Raw genomic sequence first — 20,479 nt, forward strand, 5'->3', positions numbered from 1 at the left:
TTCATGCGCCAAGTTTTCTTAGTCAACAACCCATTGCCACTCTTGTTCTTTCTTATCAAAAATGAGCCAACCTGTTTCTGTTGCTTCCTCTTTCAATTCATCGATATTATCTAACACCTCATCCGTACTTTCATACGAACCAACTACATATACCGGAATTTCAAGACCTCTTCTTGACTCAATTTTTCCTGCTAGATCAATGTAAAGACCATCTTCCATTAGTGGAATAAGTCCCATGATCAATTCTTTTGAAATTGCTGGGAAAATTTTTGATTTTTGGAAGAAAGAAAAACGTTTCTTACCGAAAGCACCGAGTTTATACGGAATGACTTTACTTAACATTCCTACAAAGTCAGCAATTCTGCGATAATACACTTTGTTGTACCAGCCGTCATCATGTGAAAAATAAACAAATCTATTTTTCAGTAACGGAAAGAATGTTCTTGCAAGTGGTTCTTTTTTGTGAGCCAAATATAATAATTCTGCAATTTCCTTCGGCTCTAATTCATCTAAATCGCTTGCATCATCAAAATCTACCCAACAAAATTCATCAAATTCATCAATCTCTGCTTGAATTAACTTATGTATATTTTCTTCCTCAACATATTCAAATAAAGTATGATAATGAAAATCCGTCCATTCAAAGTTATGCTTCAAAAGCAACACTTGATGAAGCGGTGAAGGGATGTTACTCGCAAACTCTTTAAACGTAATTCCTGATGTAATAAAACAATGACCTCGACGATTACCATTAATATATATCATATTCTTTACTTGGTCAGATCCTCCAGACAAAGCACCTAGCCACCTTCGTTTTATATGTTTCAATTCTATAGCATATTTTAACATGAAAAATTTTAGAAACATAGAAAAAACTTCAAAAACTATTTACAATTTCATGTGTTTTATTACATAGTGATTACAAGAAAAAACGCCTGCTCATAAGCAGGCGTTTTTAAAGGATATCATCTGGGTTTTGAGGGTGATGATTTCCCTCTTTCTTTTCTTCTTTTTGGAACATCGATTGAATTTTATCAATTGTTTGTGGAGCTAATTCAATCATTTTTTCTGCTAAATGTGTCGCATTTTGTAGATGAAGAATATTTACTCCATCTTTATTCACCACAAGAAATGCTACTGGTGTAATCGAAACACCACCCGCGCTACCGCCACCAAATGCAGGGTTACCGTTCGCTCTTTGTCCATCATTCGTTTGGAAATCAGAACCTCCTGCTCCAAAACCGAACGCCACTTTAGAAACCGTTAACACCACACCACCGTCAGCCGTTTGAACAGGCTCTCCAACAATCGTATTTACATCAACCATTTCTTTTAAATTTTCCATTGCCGCTTTCATTAACCCTTGAATTGGATGATCCACCGTTCATAACCTCCTTTGTCATATCTTTCCTAGTTTTTCCGAAAGTTTGTGAACTAAACATAAAATTTTATATTGATTTCAAAAAAATAAAGTTGTAATATTTAGAAAAATAAAAAAGAGGTCGATTCGTTATGATGCGAAAATTAACAAAGAAAGATCATGAACAAGTATTCGCTTACCTAAAAGAAGAAGCAGCCCTTAACTTGTTTATTATTGGAGACATTGAAGCTTTCGGTTATGACACAGATTTTCAAGAATTATGGGGAGTATTTAAAGAGAATGGAACATTAAAATCAATTCTACTCCGATTCCACGATTCATTTATACCCTATAGTAAAGAAGAATTTATTACCACTGATTATGAGGCACTTCTTTCCACATATAAGCCGCTTAAACTCTCTGGTAAGTCAACTATCGTAGAACAATTTGAAACTGCTTCAAATATACAACTAGGTACTAAAAATGAAATGTATTTTTGCGAATGTCTAAATGACAACAACTTACCTAGCACACCAATTCATGAAACAATTAAACTTGCCTCACTCGATGATATAGAACGAATTATGAAATTACGAAGTGACATCGCTGAATTTCCGACTACCAATGAATCAGAGAAAATATTAAGGCAGGCTATCGAAACAAATACAGGACGCACATACTATATTGAAAAAGATGGCGTGATCATCGCATCCGCCTCTACTTCCGCTGAAAATTCATTATCCGCTATGGTAGTTGGCGTATGTACACACCCGAATTATCGCGGAAATGGCTACGCTTCACTCATATTACAAAAAATGATTCAAGACTTTACGAATGAAGGCCGAACGCTTTGTTTGTTTTATAATAATCCAGCTGCTGGACGAATTTATAAACGACTAGGATTTAAAGACATTGGGATGTGGACGATGTATCGATAATAAGAAGTAACTCTATAAGAGGAAATAGTCGTAACTTAGTAATACAAGCAAATTACAAAATAACTCACACCGTTATTATGAAGATGGAGAAACTACTTGTAAAGCCGTGCCCCTAACTAAAACATGTCATGTATTCAAGCTAAATTTAGACAGATAAACGCCCCAGTTGCATCTACTCCAGCAACTGGGGCTACATATTTATACTCAATTTCTTCCCACTACAAATAGAAATATTTATGAAACATTTATCACACTTATGTCGCTATTATCTTTCCGTACAAATGCCCTTCTAAATATTACTGCGTCTCATTATACTTTGCTTTAAAATCAATATATTCCTGTTTCGCATCTTGGTTATTACCTTGGTGACTATCAAAAGATGTATGTATTTGTGATATGTATTTTACTAACTTGCCTTCATCATTTCTTTTCTTATAATTTATTACAATACTTACTTCCAATATCTGCTTTGAACCATTTTTAGAATCAATATGCAATGCGATTGATCCACCATCATATTCATCATATTGTATTTTCAACTTATCATTAATGATACTCTGAAACTCTAATTCAGTTAGTTTGTATCCAACAGTACTAGGCTGATCAAACTTTTTTATATCATCCCCGGGCTTCATCTTTAGTTTCCCTATCCCTTTTAAACGATCTACAATTAAGTTCACATATGAAACATCCAGATTCGATTCCGGACTTTGTACCTGTCCATTTTTATACATAATATTGGTACGATAAACAACTTCTTCTTTATTATCTTTGCTGTCTACTGCTGAAGTAACCTCTTGTGTTGTATTTCCATATAAACTTTTATCTTTCGTATTATATATCCCTTCCGAAGTTTGATAGATTGTATTTCTATGTTCTCCATCTTCTTTTTGTTCATATGTACTATATATGCCTCTTTGTTCCACATACGCATATCCATCATCACTCGCAGACATTACCTTTTTCATGTCACCTTCATCCAAAGCTTTGACAAATGGCTCATATTCTATCTTCGTCTCCCCAAAACCACATCCACTTAATAAACTTGATACTATTAACAGAACTATCATCATCCTAGCTTTCTTCTTTAACTTCATACTGACACCCCGTTGATTTCTCTAGGCATTTTTAGGTTCATTACATTCCCATTTTGATAGTAATATAGTTCACCTTTACTTACCGGTATTTATTAACTCATACAGATTATGTTGAAGATACTTTAATTTTTAATAGCATCGATTTTTATACAATCCTTAATTGTTTATATATCCTGTTCGAATTTTCAGAAACCAAAACTTATTTTATTTCTTTGGCTTGCTTTTTTTCCTGCTCTTCATAAAGCTTTAGTCTTTTCTGACGCTCTCTTTCATGTTCCTCCCACGAAATATAAAATGATGGAAATTTAAATCTACAATAGGCTAATAATTGGAACTCTGCTGCACCTATGGCTACCGCGTACATGATTAGAGTTCCTCCCGCATACAATCCTAAAATATTTTGTGTATAATCATTATGCACATAAATTAAAATGAGAAGAGTTAACACATAAATTAGAGCACACTTAATTGCAGTCCTCTTTGTTTTACTAAAAAATGAAGAGGACTCTTCTCCCGTATTAAATGCCCCTTTACTTGCCTGTCTAAAAGTATCAATAGTCGCTAAAATATGTAAAATGACTGCACCTAAAAATAATAACCCGACATACATTAATGTAACTTGATCAATTGAATAATTTGACGCTCCTGGAATTATCAACATTGTAAATGTTATAGTGCCTAGCTGAAACGCATATAATAGTACCACGAGTGTTTGTAGTTTCTGAAATTTAAATGGCATCTTAGGAAACAAATAAATAATTAAAAAAATTACTTGAAGACTATAAAGCACCAACTCAAGGCTAACAATTATTTTATCAAAGAGAGTCGGGTAATAACTCCAACCAAACCTTATTAACCCTCCAATAAGAAAAAACATTATTAAAGAAATAAAAAACATCGTTCCAAACATAAATCCTGTCGCCCAATCGGGACTTAAGCGATTCTTGCAAGTACGTTTAAATTCATTTAAATCTTCTTCTTTTATATTCCACATATAATTACACCATCTTTTCTAAAATCATGTAATAACTCTATTTTTGTAGACAAACTGAGAGTAAATAAATGTTTTTAGTATTTCATATTAAACTAGCCTTTTTTACTTTTTTTAACAAACACAAAATACAGCGATAGCATTAGTATTAAGCCTATTCCACAAACCAATACACCTCCATATTCTTTCTGGTATAAAAAAATAAACATAGTAACAATATAGCTCGGTATTGACAAAATAATGAGCCACTTCCCCAGAAACTCTGCTACTTTATATAGAAGTAAAAAGATAAACATAATCCCCACAATAATAGGTGCTATTACACTTTCAAATAAACCTTTTTCTTTTTTTACAGCTTTAGAATCTTTATTCAAGATATTACATTCCTCCCTTTACTAGTTAATTTATGAATAATGTATTCATTCTATCTTCAATGTAAGTTTACGAGTATCATTTATAACTTTCATTTCAGTTTTTGTTTCGCTTTTGTTCTTTCTCTCTTATTCTTTTTCTATTTCCTATAAATTCGTGGCGTTCCTTTTCATGTTGTTCCCACGTAATATTAAATGATGGAAATTTAAAGCGACAATACACTAATAGGACGAATTCTGCTGATACTACAGCAAATGTATATAATATTATTGTTTGTACAACATAAATTGCCATTTGGCTAAATGTATAATTAAGATTTAAAAAAATTAATATAAGTAGAACCATTACACCAATTGTCATTCCAATCGATAAATATAATTTTGCGTTAGTAAAAAATGAGACGGCTGGTCCTTCCGATTTATATCCTCCATGTTTTGCCTTTTTAAAAACATCAATTGTAGTTACAATGTGAGTACAAAGCGCCCCTAACATTATTAAACCAATATAAACTAACGTTTTATTATTACTTGGAAAATCAAACATTCCTTCAACCATCATAACAATAAATGGTAATGTTGCTAATTGAAAAGAATAAAATAAAGTCACGATGGCTTGGAGTTTCTGTAATTTAAAAGCAACCTTTGAAGACATGAAAATTATTAAAAGAATCAACTCCAAAATGTATAACTTTACCTCAGATCGTACCAAAAATGTTTCAAAAGGTGTTAAAGAAATCTTATCACCGTTCAGCAAAACACCTAAAAACATGATGAGCATTGGTATAGAAGTATATGCAAAAACTCCCCCATAAAAAATTCTTATATAATCCGGACTTAATCGATTTCTATTTTCAATTTCAAAAAGACCCATATCTTCTTCTCTTATATTCCACATTCAGTTTTTCACCTTCTATACAGTTTAAATAATTTTCATTCACTAAATTCCCATTACATTCCTAATTTTTTAAGTACATTCATCTTTGTGTAACTAAATTTAGATAATCTTTTATGTATATCCTCACTACATTAATTACCGTACATAATCAGAATGCTTTTGATAGTTCAAATAGCCTTCTTTCTCCTCAAAAGCTCTAAATATTCTTCTCTCTTTCACTTAAGCATATTCCTCATACTCTATTTTTGTTTCCCCCGAAACTGCACTCACTTAGTAAAAACGTTACTGTCATCACAATTGTATCGAGATAATATAGCTTTAATTTTATCTTCAGAAAGGTGATAACCTCCCATCAACAATATGCTAAGAGGTTATTACAGTTATTTAAAATTTGTTTTTTATTTTAATGGATTCGATTTTTGCAAATAATAATGTTATTTAATTTGAGCAGCGAATATTAAAAACATACTGCTTAATAACTCGTAATTAAGTCTTCCCCCTCATATCTAGGGTCTTTCTCAACTTTACCATCTTTTGTTTTGATGACTTTTAGTCTACCTAACCACTCTGCTCCGTTATATGTCTCTTCACTTACCCACACATTATGCTTTTTACCATCTACCTCAACTACTAATGTGGGGTGTGTAAACATGAATTCCTTCTCTACATGCCTACCTACAATTTCTGCATTTAATAATGTACCTTCTTCAACTAATTTACTATTTTGATACCCTTCGATAATAGGTAATCCAATAAATACAAAAAATATCAGTCCAAATACGATTACTTTCTTCTTTGTACTCCATTTATTCTTTTCTTTCAATTCTTTCTGTCTCGCTTCTCTTTCTTCGCGTTCATCCAAACTCTCATTTAAAGCATCTTCCCATGCCTTAATTTCCGCTTCGATTTCTGCTTCAACTCTTGCTAGTTTTTCTAATTGTTCATCGGTTGCTACCATCTCATATGAGTTATCTCCAACCAAACGAATTTCAGTACCATTTTCTTTTACTTTTCGCAAGTCTTTTTCTGTACAATTAAACTCTCGAATGATTTCCCCTTGTGTGTTTACCAATCTAACGTAAATGTTTTTTTCTCCTTCTTCTTAAACATCTGCACTCCCCCTTATTTGTTTCCTATCATAGATAACCCTATTGCAATTAAGAGAAAGAAAACGATAATAAGGAAAGTCTTCCCTTTGCTTACTTGTGTTGTAGAACCTTCCAAGACAGCCCATATAAAAATTGGGAAAAGAAGAATACCTAGAAGAATATCAACTAACTTTTTGCTACTCTTCTTTAGTGGTTTTTCTTCTACTATCGATTTTATCTGAACAGATTCTTTTCTTATTTGTTTCGGTTTCTTTTTCTTACGTCTATGATTCACCCAACATACTCCTTTTACTATATCTTGGCTATATTTTTTATGTTTCTTCAAATGTCACTTACGCTCTCCTTCATATTCCTTCCACATTATAGTAAATGACGAACATTTAAATCTACTATACTCATTTTCTTTACGCCTTACGTTTTGATTTACCTTTTTTATTTTTCTTTTGATATCTTGGAGTCTCTCTTTTATGTTGCTCCCATGATATGTTAAATGAAGGGAATTTAAATCTACAATACGCTAATAGCTGAAATTCAGCTGCACCTATAGCTACTGTATACATTAAAACAGTACCTATTACATATCCAATAAAAATGTCAAACGTATAATCATTATGAAAATAAATTAAAATAAGTAGGATTAATGCGTATATTGAAGCCACTTTCATCATAGTACCTTTTGTTTTACTAAAAAAGGAAGTGGATCTTTCATTCATACTAAACGCACCTTCACTTGCCTGTTTAAACGTATCAATCGTTGTCACAATATGAATAATCACTGCTCCTAAAAATAAGAAACCTACATATACTAATGTAATTCGATCAACTGTATAATCAGACATTCCAGGAAGAATTAGAGCCGTGAATAATATCGTACCTAATTGAAATGCATATAATAATACAACAAATGTTTGTAACTTTTGAAATTTAAATCGAGCTTTTGGAAATGAATATAGAATTAAAAAAATTATTTGCAAGCTATATAGCACAAGTTCCATTCTAACGATTGTTTTCTCAAAGAAAGTAGTATAATAGTCCCAACCAAACGTTACTAAAGTACCAATAAGAAAAAACATCATTATTGAAACAAACACTATTGTTCCTATCATAAATCCAAAAGCACCTTCAGGACTTAATCGACGTTTACATGTCATCCGAAATTTATCTAAATCCTCTTCTTTTATATTCCACATCCTGACTTTTCACCTTCTATACAGTTTAAATAATTTTCAGACACTAAAATCCCATTACATTCTTAACATTTTTAAGTACATAGATCTTTGTACAACTAAATTCAGATAATCTTTTAGGTATATCATTACCATATTGATTACCATAATCATCTAATCAGAATGCCTTTTGATAGTTCAAATAGTGTCCTTTCTCCTCAAAAGTTCCAAATATCCTTCTCATTATGACTTAAGCATAAGCGTCTTCATGTCACCTGCATCCATTGCCTTTACTAGGCTCTTATACTTTATTTTCATTTCAAAAAACTACACGTGCCCAGCAAAAACATAACTGTCATCACAGTAACTATTTTTTTCTAACCCTTTACTCATATCCTCTCAACACTTATCGTTCTCAAAATTCAATTAATATATATTATTTTTGATTTATATACTCTTTTTCATAATTTACATATTCTTTTTTTGAACTTTGATTATTATCTTCGCTGGTATGATAATATGTTGAAATCTCTTGATTGCGTTTTATAAGCTTATCTTCTTTTTTTTCTTCATAATTTACCGATATTGTTATTTGTATTATTCTCATTTGATTTTCTTTTGTATCATTAGGCATATTAAATTCAATCATCAATATTGCAGAATCAAATTTATCATATTTTAAATTTAACTTGTCATTTATTATGCTTTTAAACTGTAATTCAGTTAAATCATAGCTTATTATGCTCGGTTCACTAAATCTTTTTGTATCTTCACTCGGTTTCAATTTACTAAGTTCATTTAATCCTCTAAACATTAATTTTACATATGAAACATCTATACCTTGATTCTGGGCTATTGAAAGGGATTTTTCATTTTTTAAACTTGTACTATAAACAGTTTCTTTTTTGTAATTTTGATTATCACCAACGTTTTTGTCATTTTTTATATCAGTAGCAACCTTTTGAGTTGTTTCCCCATATAACTCGTTATCTTTCACATTATATACTCCATGAGTTGTTTGATATATTATCCTACTATGTTCACCGTCTTCTTTTTCTTCATAAGTACTATCGCTAACCTCTTCTTTCACATACGCATACCCATCATCACTAGCAGACATAACTGTCTTCATATCCCCTTCATCCAATGCCTTTACTAATCTCTCATACTCTATTTTTGTTTCCCCAAAACCACATCCACTTAATAAACTTGATACTATTGACAGAACCATCATCATCTTAGCTTTCTTCTTTAACTTCATACTTACACCCTTATTCAATCAAAATAAGCTTTTCTCTTTCCATTTTGGAAGAGGAAAGCTTATTTCCTTTTTAATTTATTTTTTTCCCTTTATTTCTATCTCTTGTTCTTGTTGTTTCTTTTTATTTTTTTCAATTACTTTTTCAACAAACTCATTCCGCCACATTTTAAACTTAGCTGCGAATTGACCTTCAATTTTATTTCGATACCCTTCAAATTTAACCTCTGCAATATCCGCGTGGTTAAATAATTTATACGTTTCTTCGGTTAAACCCACTGGATGCAACACTCCGCCATAATCATAGAATGTGTTTTCATCAAGTAATAAACCTCTCGTAGTGATTACATACTCCACATCTTCCTCTTCTTTAAGACCCAATCTCACAACACTTCCTAAAGGTAATACTTTATCCATATAGTCTTTCATATTAATTCACTGTCCCTTTTAGTACGCTAATTTTCTCTTCTATTTTTTGTCTTTTTTTCTCTAATTGACGGATACGATCAATAAATGCCTCACGTGTTTTTCCTTGTAATGTGCTATCAATACTACTCTCTAACCTTCTAATATCCCCTGTTAAAGATGCAGCTGCTTTTTCCAATTGCACTACAACGTTTATAATTTGTTCTCGTCCACCACTAGCCGGAAATGTGCTATGAACTCTTGACATTATCGTATGTAAATCCACCTTCATACCCCTCTCTTTTAAATTTATAAACTTGGAGTTTTAATAATATGAAACTGCTCCTAATTCTTCGTCTTTTGCAAACATAGAAAATACCGCTTCTGAAACATCGTCATTTAATTGCTTTAAATCTTTCGATAACTCCTTCACATCTTTAGCAATTTCACCTAATAAAGAACGGTTTAACCCCCTGCTGTTATCATTCATAAAGAGATTTAATAATGAGTGACGATGACTTAATATATGTTCAGATACAATTGCAGCTACATTTGTGTCAACCACAAAATCTCCTTTAAACAAATCTAATAAATCTTGGACGTAAGAAGCTGCTACTTCTTTCGCAATTTCTAAAATTTCACTTGTAGCTAAATATACTGCAACACTTCCAGCTAAAAAGTTTATAGCAGTATTAAATACAGACTCTAATACTTCTAAAACTTTTTCCTTACATTTCGCTAAAGTTGTTTCAATCCACTCTACAGCTGTATCTACTGCGCCTTTAATTTCGATTGTAGCCATTATGCTAAATTGAATTGCTTCTGCTGTAATTTGAGATTTTAGCCCTTCATACTTTTTATGGAGGTTATAAATACTTTCTGCCACTTGACCCTTTATTTTTCTATATTCTCTCCCAGCTTGTACAGCATCTGAATAGGTAAGTACCCCCCATAAAATCGGTGAAAGCGGTGTTCCTTTTAGAATAAAGTTTATTCCTATACCTGCGACTTGTTCTTCCGCTAAAGAAACTTGCCTTCCAAACTTTTTATTTATAAGTCCTGTATAAAAAGCACCTGCCGATTGGGTAAACTCTACAAAACCTGGAATTATATCCCCTCCAGTATCATTAGTACTGGTTAATTTATCAAACCATATTAACTTGCCATGATTATCATAATCTTTCTTAGAAAAAACATAAGAATGCCATGCTTGGTTTGGAATTATATACATTCTCCCAGGTATTGTAAAGTCCGCCAATTTTATTCCGAGATGTAATGGATCCTTTTCGTTAATAACATTCCTAATATTATTCATATCAAATCCATTACCAAATTTATCAACATCTCGGTTTAATACAGGTGCTGGATTTAATGTTAATGATTCAATATTATCTTCTTGGTGTCTTAGCGATACGGTATTAGCTATACCACCACCTAATGAATGCCCTGTTACACTAATTTTGGCAGAAGGGTTATCATGTTTAACCTTCAAATAAAATTCTTCTCCTTGATCATACTGTCTAACTGTAAAATCGTGTTCCAAATCACCTAACACTATTTTATTTGCACCTGTTATATTATGTCCTCCAATTTCACCATCTGTTATTGCATCCGTTACATCTTCTGTTCCTACGTACGTTATTATAATTTCCCCTGTTGTTTTATCTTCAAAAGCATACGCTGCAAATCCAGTATTTTCATCTACTTTATGATCTAAATACTTTGCGTTAAAGTTTTCTTGTAATCTCTTTATATTTTTTTCGTCTGATTTATCATAAGGATATCTTCCTTCCCTAAAAGAATAAATATCAGTTCCAGACAGTTCTAATTTACCCCAATCAGAAGCTATCTTTAAATCCTTATCTTGCTCCTCATTGTTTTTCATTCCAGTTCCTCCCGTTTCTTAATCACTTTATATTTCCGTAACTTACTTTATAGTCTGAGTATTCATTTTTTGCATCTTGTTCATTATCTCCTTTTTTATTAAAATACGTTTTTATTTGAACCATATTTTCTAATAAATTCCCCTCATCACTCTTTTTCTTATAATCTATATCAATACTTATTTGTAATATTTGTTTGGGTTTTTTTGCAGAATCAAGATGAATTACAATTGTTGCTCCCTCATATTCATCATATTGTATTTTTAGTTTGTCATTTAAAATACTTTGAAATTCTGATTCAGTTAGTTTATACCCAACAGTATTAGGCTGATCAAATTTCTTTATATTATCACCTGGTTTCATATTTAGTTTCCCTATCCCTTTTAAACGATCTACAATTACGTTCACATATGAAACATCCAGGTTTGAATTTGGACTTTTCACCTGCCCATTTTCATACTTAACATTAGTACTATAAATAGTTTCCTTTTTATAATTTTCATTTGTCCTTTTTTGCTTATTATCTTCTATATCCGTAGTAATTGTTTGTATCGTGTCACCATAAAAAATTTTATCTTTTGTATTATATACACCTTCAGTAGTTTGACGAATTGTTTTACTATGCTCTCCATCTTCCTTTTGTTCAAATGTACTATATATACCTCGTTGGGCCACATAAGCATACCCATCATCACTCGCAGACATTACCGTACTCATATCCTCTTCTTCTAATGCCTCAACAAATCTCTCATACTCTATCTTCGTCTCCCCAAAACCACACCCACTTAATAAACTTGCAACTATTGACACGACTATCATCACCTTAGCTTTCTTCTTTAATTTCATACTGTCACCTCGTTAGTTACTCTAGGCATTTTTAGTTTCATTATGTTCCCTTTTTGGTAGTAGTACACTTCATCTTTACCTAATGGTGCTTCGTTGCTTATATATTTTATGTTGAAGATACTTTGATCATTTAATGGCATTGCGATAATTGCTGCTGTTAGTTTACTTCTCATTTTCATAGGTAGAGCTTCACGATTTCGGTCCATGTAGTCATGGTGACCTGCTAATACAAAGTAAATACCTACTGTACGAGATAGATCAATTAAAGTCGCTGCATCCTCCATTTCTAAATAAACAAATTTACTAAACTCTTCAACATTTGTCATGATAATGAGTTGTTTTGTGAATGTAGGAATTTCTCTACCTTCTTGTCTTGCTTGTGCTAATTCAAAAGCTCGTTCGCGAATTACTTCCATCCAATACTTCGCATGCATATTGATTTCATTTTCGTCTACAATATAATGCGTCACATTATCTTTATATTGAACGAAACTATACTCTGCTGTATCCACCAACGTCACACTTTCAAAATAATCTTTATTCAATTGAGATAGGATGCTAGATACAATTTGTTTTCTCATACTATCATCTACACTATAAATCATTAAATGATCATTCACTGCAATATCATGAGCTACAACTTCTACGTTTGCAAAATCAAGCCCCATTGGAATTCTTGCTGCTTGTAGAGCTTTTGTAACGTCTTTATTTTTACGATAAGTAGCAATATCAATCACTTCTGGCATCATTGGAATTGCCTTCGGACGTTCTCCATCCCATTCTCGATCCATATCATTTGCTTCTTGTTGTAATAATTGAATTTGCTGTAATTCATCTTCTGCTTTCGTAGGTAATGCAACCTGGAATAATGTAGGAGATTCTAGTTTTATTAACGCTCTTCCTGCTGTTTCTTCCACTTTTATATCAGATCTCCCTACAATACTAGCTACTTCACTTTGATCAATCATATATAGGCAAGTTTGGATTTTAATATTATTGTACAATTGAATTCTAAGTGCATTTTGTCGCCCTGCACTAATTAAGGTATGAATTCCTAAACTTGCACCATCTCGGACAATTTGCATAATTAGCATTTCAAAGCTTTCATAGAACTTCGCTTCTTTTACTGCATCATAATTGTCGATTGCAATAATAATATGTGGTATTTCTTTCCCGCTTGCCTTTTCATACATTTCAATATTTGCAACGTCATATTCACTTAATAATCGTTTACGATTTTTCATTTCTTGAGTTAATCTTTCAACAAACTTTAAACATTTTTCAGATTCATCAATCGTAATCGTATCCGCTACATGAGGTAATCCTTTCAAAGGTAGAAGACCATTTGTTCCAAGGTCCACTAAATACACATGCAAATGCTCCGGACTATGCTGACGAGCTACATCCATAATGACTGATTGTAAGAATGTTGATTTTCCGTAGCCTGGACTTGAGAAGACCGCTACGTGTCCGTCTTTACTAATATCTAGTGTTAATGGTGTTTGTGATTGTAATTCAGGCTGATCTAGTAGACCAACTGTTGCTTGTAATGGTTTCTTTTCTTTCGTCCATGCTTCTTTGAACTGAATAGCATGTAAGTCTTGTAAATATACGCTTTCTGGAAGTGGTGGTAACCACGGTCTTGCTAACGCTTCAATTTCATTTATTTCTGCGTAATCGTGAATGTAGTCAATAACAGCATCCAGTTCAGATGGTACGCTTATTACTTCTTTACTGCTACCAAGTCCACTTAAGTCTTCACTTAATATTTCATATTGTCCTAGATCATTTATTGCATAGATTGTTGCATCTAAATGTTCTTTATCCTCTTTATTTTCTACATAGTCTGCTCCGCTCCAAGCTGATTGGAATAGTTCATAAATTTCATTATTCCCAACTTGTAAGTAAGCACGTCCTGGTAATGTAATTTCAGCAGCATCCGGTGTTTTTAAAATTTCATTACTATCTGACGTATTTTGAACTTTTAATGCTAGTTTGAATTTCGAGTTACTCCAAATTTGATCATCTACAACACCACTCGGTTTTTGCGTAGCTAATATTAAATGGATTCCGAGCGAACGACCGATACGCGCTGTTGAAACTAACTCTTTCATAAACTCTGGTTGTTCTGACTTCAGTTCCGCGAATTCATCACTAATTAAAAATAGATGCGGCATCGGTTCACTTACTAAGCCTTCTTTATACAGTTTTTGATACTGATTAATATGGTTTACATCATTTTCCCCAAATAATCGTTGTCTTTTCTGTAATTCAGCTTTAATTGATGCGAGCGCTCTCATGCTTTGCGCTCCATCTAAGTTCGTAATTGTTCCTAATAAATGCGGTAAGTTTTTGAATAAATTCGCCATTCCGCCGCCTTTATAGTCAATTAGTAAAAAGGCTACTTCGTACGGGTGGAAATTGACTGCTAGAGATAAAATATACGATTGTATAATTTCCGATTTACCTGAACCTGTTGTACCTGCTATTAATCCGTGTGGTCCGTGTGCTTTTTCGTGTAAGTTTAAGTTTACGATATCTTCTTTCCCACGTAATCCAAGTGGTACAGCTAAAGATTTATGCGCTGCATTTTTCTCCCAACGACTTGTGATATTCAGTTCTTTTACTTTTTCAACGCCGTACATTTCTAAAAATGTTACGCTTTCTGGAATACTATTTTTTAAGTTTTGCAAATGATTTAATGGTGCTAATGCCCGTGAAATATCTTCTAAATTGAATCCTTTTGGCACATGGTTTAGCTTAAATTGACGGTTAACAAGTTCTCCTTGCTCTAAGATGATGTTCCCTTGTTTTGCATCTCTTATATCTATTACCGTTTTCACATGCTCCGGTAAACTTTGCATAACATCTTGTACAAATACAAGCGATACACCTAATTGACTCGGATCATCATTAAAGAACTCCATAACAACATGGTCTAATATTAGTTTTTCATCTGTAATGAGAACGACATAGTGTGGTGCAAAGTACATTTTTTCATTAGTAGAACTTTTTTCATCTAGTTTTAATTTTCGTTCTTTCAATATTTGATACAAACTATTTAACACTTGATCACGGCTACGATCATGGTATACAAATCCACGTACATTTATATCGCGAACACTTCCATGAGGTAACCAGCGCATCCAATCCCATTGTTCTTTTTCCTCTTCCGGAAAAATAGTAATAAACTGCAAGTCATAATAACTATGGAATAAAGCCGTTTGTGCAACTAATAATTGTAATTGCTCTAACACTAAAGAGCGTTGACCAATATAACCGACTGGTCCATTCATTAAATCTGTTACAACTGGTACATCTTCCAATGATAGATAACGCTGTCTTAGTTCACGTGCTATATCAATTAATTCATCTTTCGTTTGACTAAATTCTTCTTCATTAAATTGAATTTCAAAACTCGTATTAGCTTGTCCTGTTCCAACGCTAAATGTTAAGAAATCATGATGTAACATTGTTTTTTCATAAATTCGAGGATTTACTTGAACTGCCATATTACGTATTACTTCTACATTTGGATTGTGATAATGTAATGCGTGACGCTGTTTTTCACTTTCTGCATGTAAATCTTTCGTTTTTTGTTTTATATACTCTCTATAGCTTTTATCTCGTTCAACAATGTCGACTTTATATTGCTTCAAATTTTTAATATACGATGTGACAGAAACAATGATTGTTACTAATGTCATCGCAATCGATGCGATAATAAACATTCCATATTTCATGAAAATAGCAAGTAATACGGTTACGACAATCATGACAAGTGAAGGTGCAATGATTCTTGCTAAATGCTCCGTTGGTTTTGATGGCATACTTGAAGGCTTTGCAATTGTCATTTTCTCTTCTGGTTCACGGTAAATAATACGTGGTGAACGATGATAGTCTGGATAACCACTTTGATAATTTGTTTCTGATTCTACTAAAATAGGTAACTCAGATTTCACTTTATCTTCTGAAGAAAGTACTTGAATGTCTTCACTACCAATCTCCAATAAAATACCATCAAAATATAATACGTCTCCTGATTCCAACATAACGCTATCTTTTAACTTCGTATAATTATGAAATACATCCCCGCCATACACGTTCACTTTAAAAGAATCGTACAACGTTTCGCGAGATAGCATTAAATCTACACTAGTCCCAGTAATAGAAATATCATCGTAATCGTTTTGACTCACTGTAAGAGAATGTTTCATTCCGATATCAAACACTTTAGTTGTACCAACAATAGATATAAAGATTTTCAAGCTCACATCTCTTGTTTTCCCAATCTCAATTTCCTTATTAAATTCTATTAACTGATCCTGTACCATCCAAGCATTTACTTCATTATTCCACTTTAACTCTACTTCTTGTTCTAAACTTGGATTCGTAATATCATTTGTCCACTCTTTTCCAATCGACACTATTGATTGCTCATTTGGATGTAATGTGCACTTATATATTTTGTCTCCATAAGTCAATACTAATAGTTGCTCCATCCGTGTTCACTGCTCCTTTTCAACTGTCTCATCAAGTGCTTACTCTTTTTTCTCCGTGTCCGACAAATTTTTATCGCTTGATGAATTGCCATATTTCTTTTTATATTCATCTAATTGTTGCTCATATGTTTTTAACTTTTGATCACGTTCTTCCCCTGATAAATCTGGATTATTTTTCAGTGATTCAATTTGTTTAACAAGGCCGTACATAATAAGCTGAGGATCATCAAGTGTCTTAGCTAAATCTAATGATTTATCAAAATTACCTTTTCCGTTATACATCCAATACAGCAAATACTTTTCATCACTTTTCAAACTAATGTTTTTCATAATCGATTTCTTTTGAGCTTCACCTAGTTTTTCAGCTGTAATGTATGCAAATGCTAACTCATATTTAGATGCAATCGGTAATGATTCAAACTCCTCCTCATTCAATTGCGTAATGACTTTGTCATAATCAGTTGCTATGAAACTTGCATTTGCTTCTAACAATTTATTTTGATAAGGAAATTTTATAAAAGTGAAATATATTAAAGGAGCAGCTAAAATAACTGTCGCCGCTATGAAGGAAAAAGCTAAGTATTTAAATGATTTATAGCTTTTTTTAGGTACTAACTGCATATTTTTTTCTGTTTTTGTTTGTTCCTTCTCAAAGCTGTCATTAAGAAACTGCAGTAATGCATCTAAGCTTTCCATTTGAGCAACGGTCTGTTCAAATGTTGTTTCTTTTGCATCTTTTAGTAACCCAGCATACAAATCATCAAAGTTATGTTTTTGGGAGAATAAAGCAATAATTAGACATTTATATTGTGTTAAAAATTGCTCTTCTAATAACGGGGTTGGCGGAACAATATCTCGAATTCCTCTATGTATAATACTTGGTATTAAATTAGCATTAAAAACTATATTGTCTGGATGTAAAAAGAACGTGATTCGTTTATTTAAATATTTACGAAACTGCGCAACATTCCGAAGTAGTCTTAATTTCTCATTTCTTCCAAAACGGCTAAGATCGTCCCACTTATATAATTTTTTATCTACTTGATATAGAAACGTAAACATATCATCCGTTTCTTCTATTTTTAATGGTACAAATTCAGATGATTCGCCCGTAATTATATCGAATTGACGGAAGTCTTTTATACGTGTTTGAGATTTGGTCATCTCCAATTTCCAATTTTCTTTTTCTATTTGAAATTGATAGTTCATTGCATCAATTTGAATTATTTTTTCCGTCATGTTTATCCTCTTCTCCTTTTCTTTATAACCCGTAATAACTTATTTTCAAATAACTAAAAGTAAAAAATATTCTTTATAAAACTTGCAAAATATCTCCATCTGTTATTTGGTGATCAATTAAACGATCATTATCTGTTAAAACAATTGACTTATTTTTCACTTTAATTACAAAATGTGAACCTTCATGATTATCAATCTTTAGCGTATCTAATAAGTTTTTTAATAAATATTTAATAGATTGATGATTCGGAATACGCAAATCATATGTATTTCCATTCCATTTACTAAAATCTACTGTCACATTGATATGTGTTTGTATTGCCATCGCTTTACCTCCAACTTTTACGAAGAACCGTATAAATACCGATGCAAATAAGTAGAATGCCGCCGCCAAATAATAATATTATTGTTATACTAATTGGTTCTTCATTCATTGTTTCATTACTCGCTACTTCATCTGCACTTTTTCTGACAATGTATTCACTGCTAAACAAACTATTTTTCGTATCTTTAACACTATTATTCTCTTTTTGTTTTATAAAAAGAGAATCTCGCAGAGCTTCCATATCTTTTTGTTCTTTCTTTTTCTTTTTCTCAATTTCTTCTTCTATATCTTGGTTAAATAACTCAATTGATGCTTTATCTAATTCTGTTTCCTTATGTTCCTTTTTATTTTTTTCTTGGTCGCTTTCTTCAAGTCGATCCACTTTAAACTTAATCTTCCCATCATCACCAAGATAACTGTCAGCCGCGCTCCTTATCGGTAGCGCGACAAACAGTAAAAGGATAGAGAGAAATGATAACTTAGCCACTATGCTCCATTGTTTGATCATTTACTTCTTTTTCCTCCCATTTCTTATGCCATACAAATAGATTACTAACCAATCCGATAATGGCAATTACAAACAATACGACAAAAATAACTTTCCCAGTATCTTTCCCACTAATAAAATCATTTAGAAAACTTTCTATATACTGAAGCGGTGAGAATTGACGTATCTTTCCGACAGAAGACATTTGATCTACTTTACTTCCAACTGCCTCAGTTAAAAATAGGTACATGCTTAAAAATACTAATAGTATAAACATTCCTACCATTTTTATTTGTCGTAATAAGTAGGTTGAGACCAATACAAACGCCATCATAATAAATGTGATGAACGCAATCCATAGCAAACTTTGATCCTGACCGAACTTTAAAAGACGCCCAGAAATGATACCTATACTAATTCCTTCCACAATTGATATACCGAAAGCTACTACTGTAGTTGGTACATTCATATCAATTAATGAGAATTTCTCTTCAAAATGATCCGATTGCATTCGTTTCTTTTCTTGATTCGCAATTGCGTATGCTGTAAATAATGCAACAATGAAACAAGTTAATACAATTAAGTACGGTGTAAAAGCATTACCTGCTACAATTACTCCATCATTTTGCTTTTGAACTGGACTAGCTAAAAAGTCATATAGCATTTCATTTTGACGATCTCCAATACGACTATTCGCTAAAATTTTCGTAAAGTTTTTGGAGAATGATTTATCATCTTCCATTTTCTTTGTAAAGTCATTTAATAATAAATCAGCTTTTGAAACAATTGTCGTTCCGCTGTCTTGAATTTCTTTTGCTTGTCCATTAATTTGATCAAATGTTTTATATACATCGTCTGAAGTTGCTAAACTATGCTTCGAACTTTCGACCAATGACTGACTTTGCATCATTAATGATTTAATACCAGAATCTAACGATAAAACAGCCGTTTGCTCACCAGCATGATTTGTTGTTACTACTTGCTGCTCTTCAACTAGCTTTAAGCTATTCTCACGCCATTTCGCTAAACCTTTTACATACTCTCCTAAATTTTCATTCATACTAGTCGCTTGTTGCGTCGTTCCATTTAATTTCTCCGCTAGTAGTATAGAATTTTGATCCGCACTAGTAATAGATTGTTGATAAGAGTTTATTTTTTGTTTTAAACCTGACATATCTTGCTTTATTTCTGTAGTAATACTTGATGAAACAAGATTTGAAATTAAATCAATTAAACTTTGTTTATTTAATACGTAGTACAAAGACTGATCCGTCGCAATTGCATCTAAACTTCCCTCTTCTAACTTAGGACCTACATCTTTCGTTCTTAAATCAATCCCATAATACATTTCGTAAAGGCTCATTAAACCTTGATAACTTTCGACTGTATCTACTGCTTCTTTTATTAATACACTGGAAGTAATATCTGTTATTTTTTCTGTTTTTTGATGTATAACTTGATTCGTTGTACTTTCAATAATTTTTGAATTGCTACCGTTATCTGTCCCAGTGTCTGGCTTCTCTCCTGTATCAGGTTTTTCTCCTGTATCAGGTTTCTCTCCTGTATCAGGGTTTCCTCCCGTGTCTGGATTTCCTCCTGTATCAGGT

The 20,479-nt window shown here is 32.4% G+C and carries 19 protein-coding genes and 1 pseudogene; 1 reads left to right on the top strand and 19 read right to left on the bottom strand.

The window, feature by feature from the left end; all coding sequences use genetic code 11:
• Positions 1 to 18: 18 nt before the first annotated feature.
• Together RT27_RS28615 and ytfJ are read right to left on the bottom strand one after the other, a co-directional pair.
• A complete protein-coding gene (locus tag RT27_RS28615; protein WP_000014087.1) occupies positions 19 to 795 on the bottom strand; it encodes an oxalate:formate antiporter in 777 nt (258 codons plus the stop codon).
• Between the two features lie 160 nt (positions 796 to 955).
• A complete protein-coding gene (gene ytfJ, locus RT27_RS28620; RefSeq protein WP_016081901.1) occupies positions 956 to 1,381 on the bottom strand; it encodes a GerW family sporulation protein in 426 nt (141 codons plus the stop codon).
• Between the two features lie 131 nt (positions 1,382 to 1,512).
• Between ytfJ and RT27_RS28625 the strand changes: the two genes are divergently transcribed.
• Complete coding sequence (locus RT27_RS28625; protein WP_043938467.1) at positions 1,513 to 2,298, top strand: GNAT family N-acetyltransferase; 786 nt, start codon at positions 1,513 to 1,515, stop codon at positions 2,296 to 2,298.
• Between the two features lie 296 nt (positions 2,299 to 2,594).
• Here the strand turns inward: RT27_RS28625 and RT27_RS28630 are convergent, their stop codons facing one another.
• From RT27_RS28630 to RT27_RS35470, 17 genes and pseudogenes are all read right to left on the bottom strand, one after another.
• Positions 2,595 to 3,395 (bottom strand): DUF3952 domain-containing protein, encoded by an 801-nt coding sequence (locus RT27_RS28630; protein WP_043938468.1) that lies wholly within the window; start codon positions 3,393 to 3,395, stop codon positions 2,595 to 2,597.
• Between the two features lie 199 nt (positions 3,396 to 3,594).
• Positions 3,595 to 4,389 carry a hypothetical protein gene (locus RT27_RS28635; RefSeq protein WP_043938469.1) on the bottom strand — a complete coding sequence of 265 codons (795 nt, stop codon included), beginning with the start codon at positions 4,387 to 4,389 and terminating at the stop codon, positions 3,595 to 3,597.
• Between the two features lie 92 nt (positions 4,390 to 4,481).
• Complete coding sequence (locus RT27_RS28640) at positions 4,482 to 4,760, bottom strand: hypothetical protein (protein WP_043938470.1); 279 nt, start codon at positions 4,758 to 4,760, stop codon at positions 4,482 to 4,484.
• A 94-nt stretch (positions 4,761 to 4,854) separates the two neighbouring features.
• The gene (locus tag RT27_RS28645) at positions 4,855 to 5,652 is read right to left on the bottom strand and encodes a hypothetical protein (RefSeq protein WP_043938471.1); all 798 of its coding nucleotides are present in this window, start codon (positions 5,650 to 5,652) and stop codon (positions 4,855 to 4,857) included.
• Between the two features lie 472 nt (positions 5,653 to 6,124).
• Positions 6,125 to 6,670: a hypothetical protein gene (locus RT27_RS28650; protein ID WP_043938484.1), complete on the bottom strand. Its 546-nt coding sequence runs from the start codon at positions 6,668 to 6,670 to the stop codon at positions 6,125 to 6,127.
• Between the two features lie 104 nt (positions 6,671 to 6,774).
• Complete coding sequence (locus tag RT27_RS28655; protein WP_043938485.1) at positions 6,775 to 7,035, bottom strand: hypothetical protein; 261 nt, start codon at positions 7,033 to 7,035, stop codon at positions 6,775 to 6,777.
• Between the two features lie 130 nt (positions 7,036 to 7,165).
• Positions 7,166 to 7,951, bottom strand: a complete 786-nt coding sequence (locus RT27_RS28660; protein WP_043938472.1) for a hypothetical protein — start codon at positions 7,949 to 7,951, stop codon at positions 7,166 to 7,168.
• A 412-nt stretch (positions 7,952 to 8,363) separates the two neighbouring features.
• Complete coding sequence (locus RT27_RS28665; RefSeq protein ID WP_043938473.1) at positions 8,364 to 9,188, bottom strand: DUF3952 domain-containing protein; 825 nt, start codon at positions 9,186 to 9,188, stop codon at positions 8,364 to 8,366.
• 75 nt (positions 9,189 to 9,263) lie between these two features.
• Entirely contained in the window at positions 9,264 to 9,614 is a 351-nt protein-coding gene (locus tag RT27_RS28670; RefSeq protein ID WP_043938474.1) for a DUF4176 domain-containing protein, read from the bottom strand.
• 1 nt (position 9,615) lies between these two features.
• Positions 9,616 to 9,876, bottom strand: coding sequence for a hypothetical protein (locus RT27_RS28675; RefSeq protein WP_000363098.1), 261 nt, complete (start codon positions 9,874 to 9,876; stop codon positions 9,616 to 9,618).
• A gap of 39 nt (positions 9,877 to 9,915) precedes the next feature.
• Positions 9,916 to 11,475 carry a lipase gene (locus tag RT27_RS28680; RefSeq protein ID WP_043938475.1) on the bottom strand — a complete coding sequence of 520 codons (1,560 nt, stop codon included), beginning with the start codon at positions 11,473 to 11,475 and terminating at the stop codon, positions 9,916 to 9,918.
• A 22-nt stretch (positions 11,476 to 11,497) separates the two neighbouring features.
• Positions 11,498 to 12,319 carry a DUF3952 domain-containing protein gene (locus RT27_RS28685; RefSeq protein ID WP_043938476.1) on the bottom strand — a complete coding sequence of 274 codons (822 nt, stop codon included), beginning with the start codon at positions 12,317 to 12,319 and terminating at the stop codon, positions 11,498 to 11,500.
• The gene (gene essC, locus RT27_RS28690) at positions 12,316 to 16,821 is read right to left on the bottom strand and encodes a type VII secretion protein EssC (protein ID WP_043938477.1); all 4,506 of its coding nucleotides are present in this window, start codon (positions 16,819 to 16,821) and stop codon (positions 12,316 to 12,318) included. Before essC ends, RT27_RS28685 begins: the two co-directional genes overlap by 4 nt.
• A 39-nt stretch (positions 16,822 to 16,860) precedes the next feature.
• Complete coding sequence (gene essB / locus RT27_RS28695) at positions 16,861 to 18,060, bottom strand: type VII secretion protein EssB (RefSeq protein ID WP_043938478.1); 1,200 nt, start codon at positions 18,058 to 18,060, stop codon at positions 16,861 to 16,863.
• Positions 18,061 to 18,133: 73 nt separating this feature from the next.
• Entirely contained in the window at positions 18,134 to 18,385 is a 252-nt protein-coding gene (locus RT27_RS28700; protein WP_001007571.1) for an EsaB/YukD family protein, read from the bottom strand.
• A 4-nt stretch (positions 18,386 to 18,389) separates the two neighbouring features.
• On the bottom strand, positions 18,390 to 18,893 hold the full coding sequence (gene essA, locus RT27_RS28705; RefSeq protein ID WP_000595661.1) for a type VII secretion protein EssA: 504 nt from the start codon (positions 18,891 to 18,893) through the stop codon (positions 18,390 to 18,392).
• Positions 18,865 to 20,479: pseudogene (locus tag RT27_RS35470) on the bottom strand (type VII secretion protein EsaA); the annotation flags it as partial. The gene essA and the pseudogene RT27_RS35470, both read right to left, overlap by 29 nt.

Source organism: Bacillus sp. L_1B0_5, from assembly GCF_000836715.1.
GTDB classification, from domain to species: domain Bacteria; phylum Bacillota; class Bacilli; order Bacillales; family Bacillaceae_G; genus Bacillus_A; species Bacillus_A thuringiensis_S.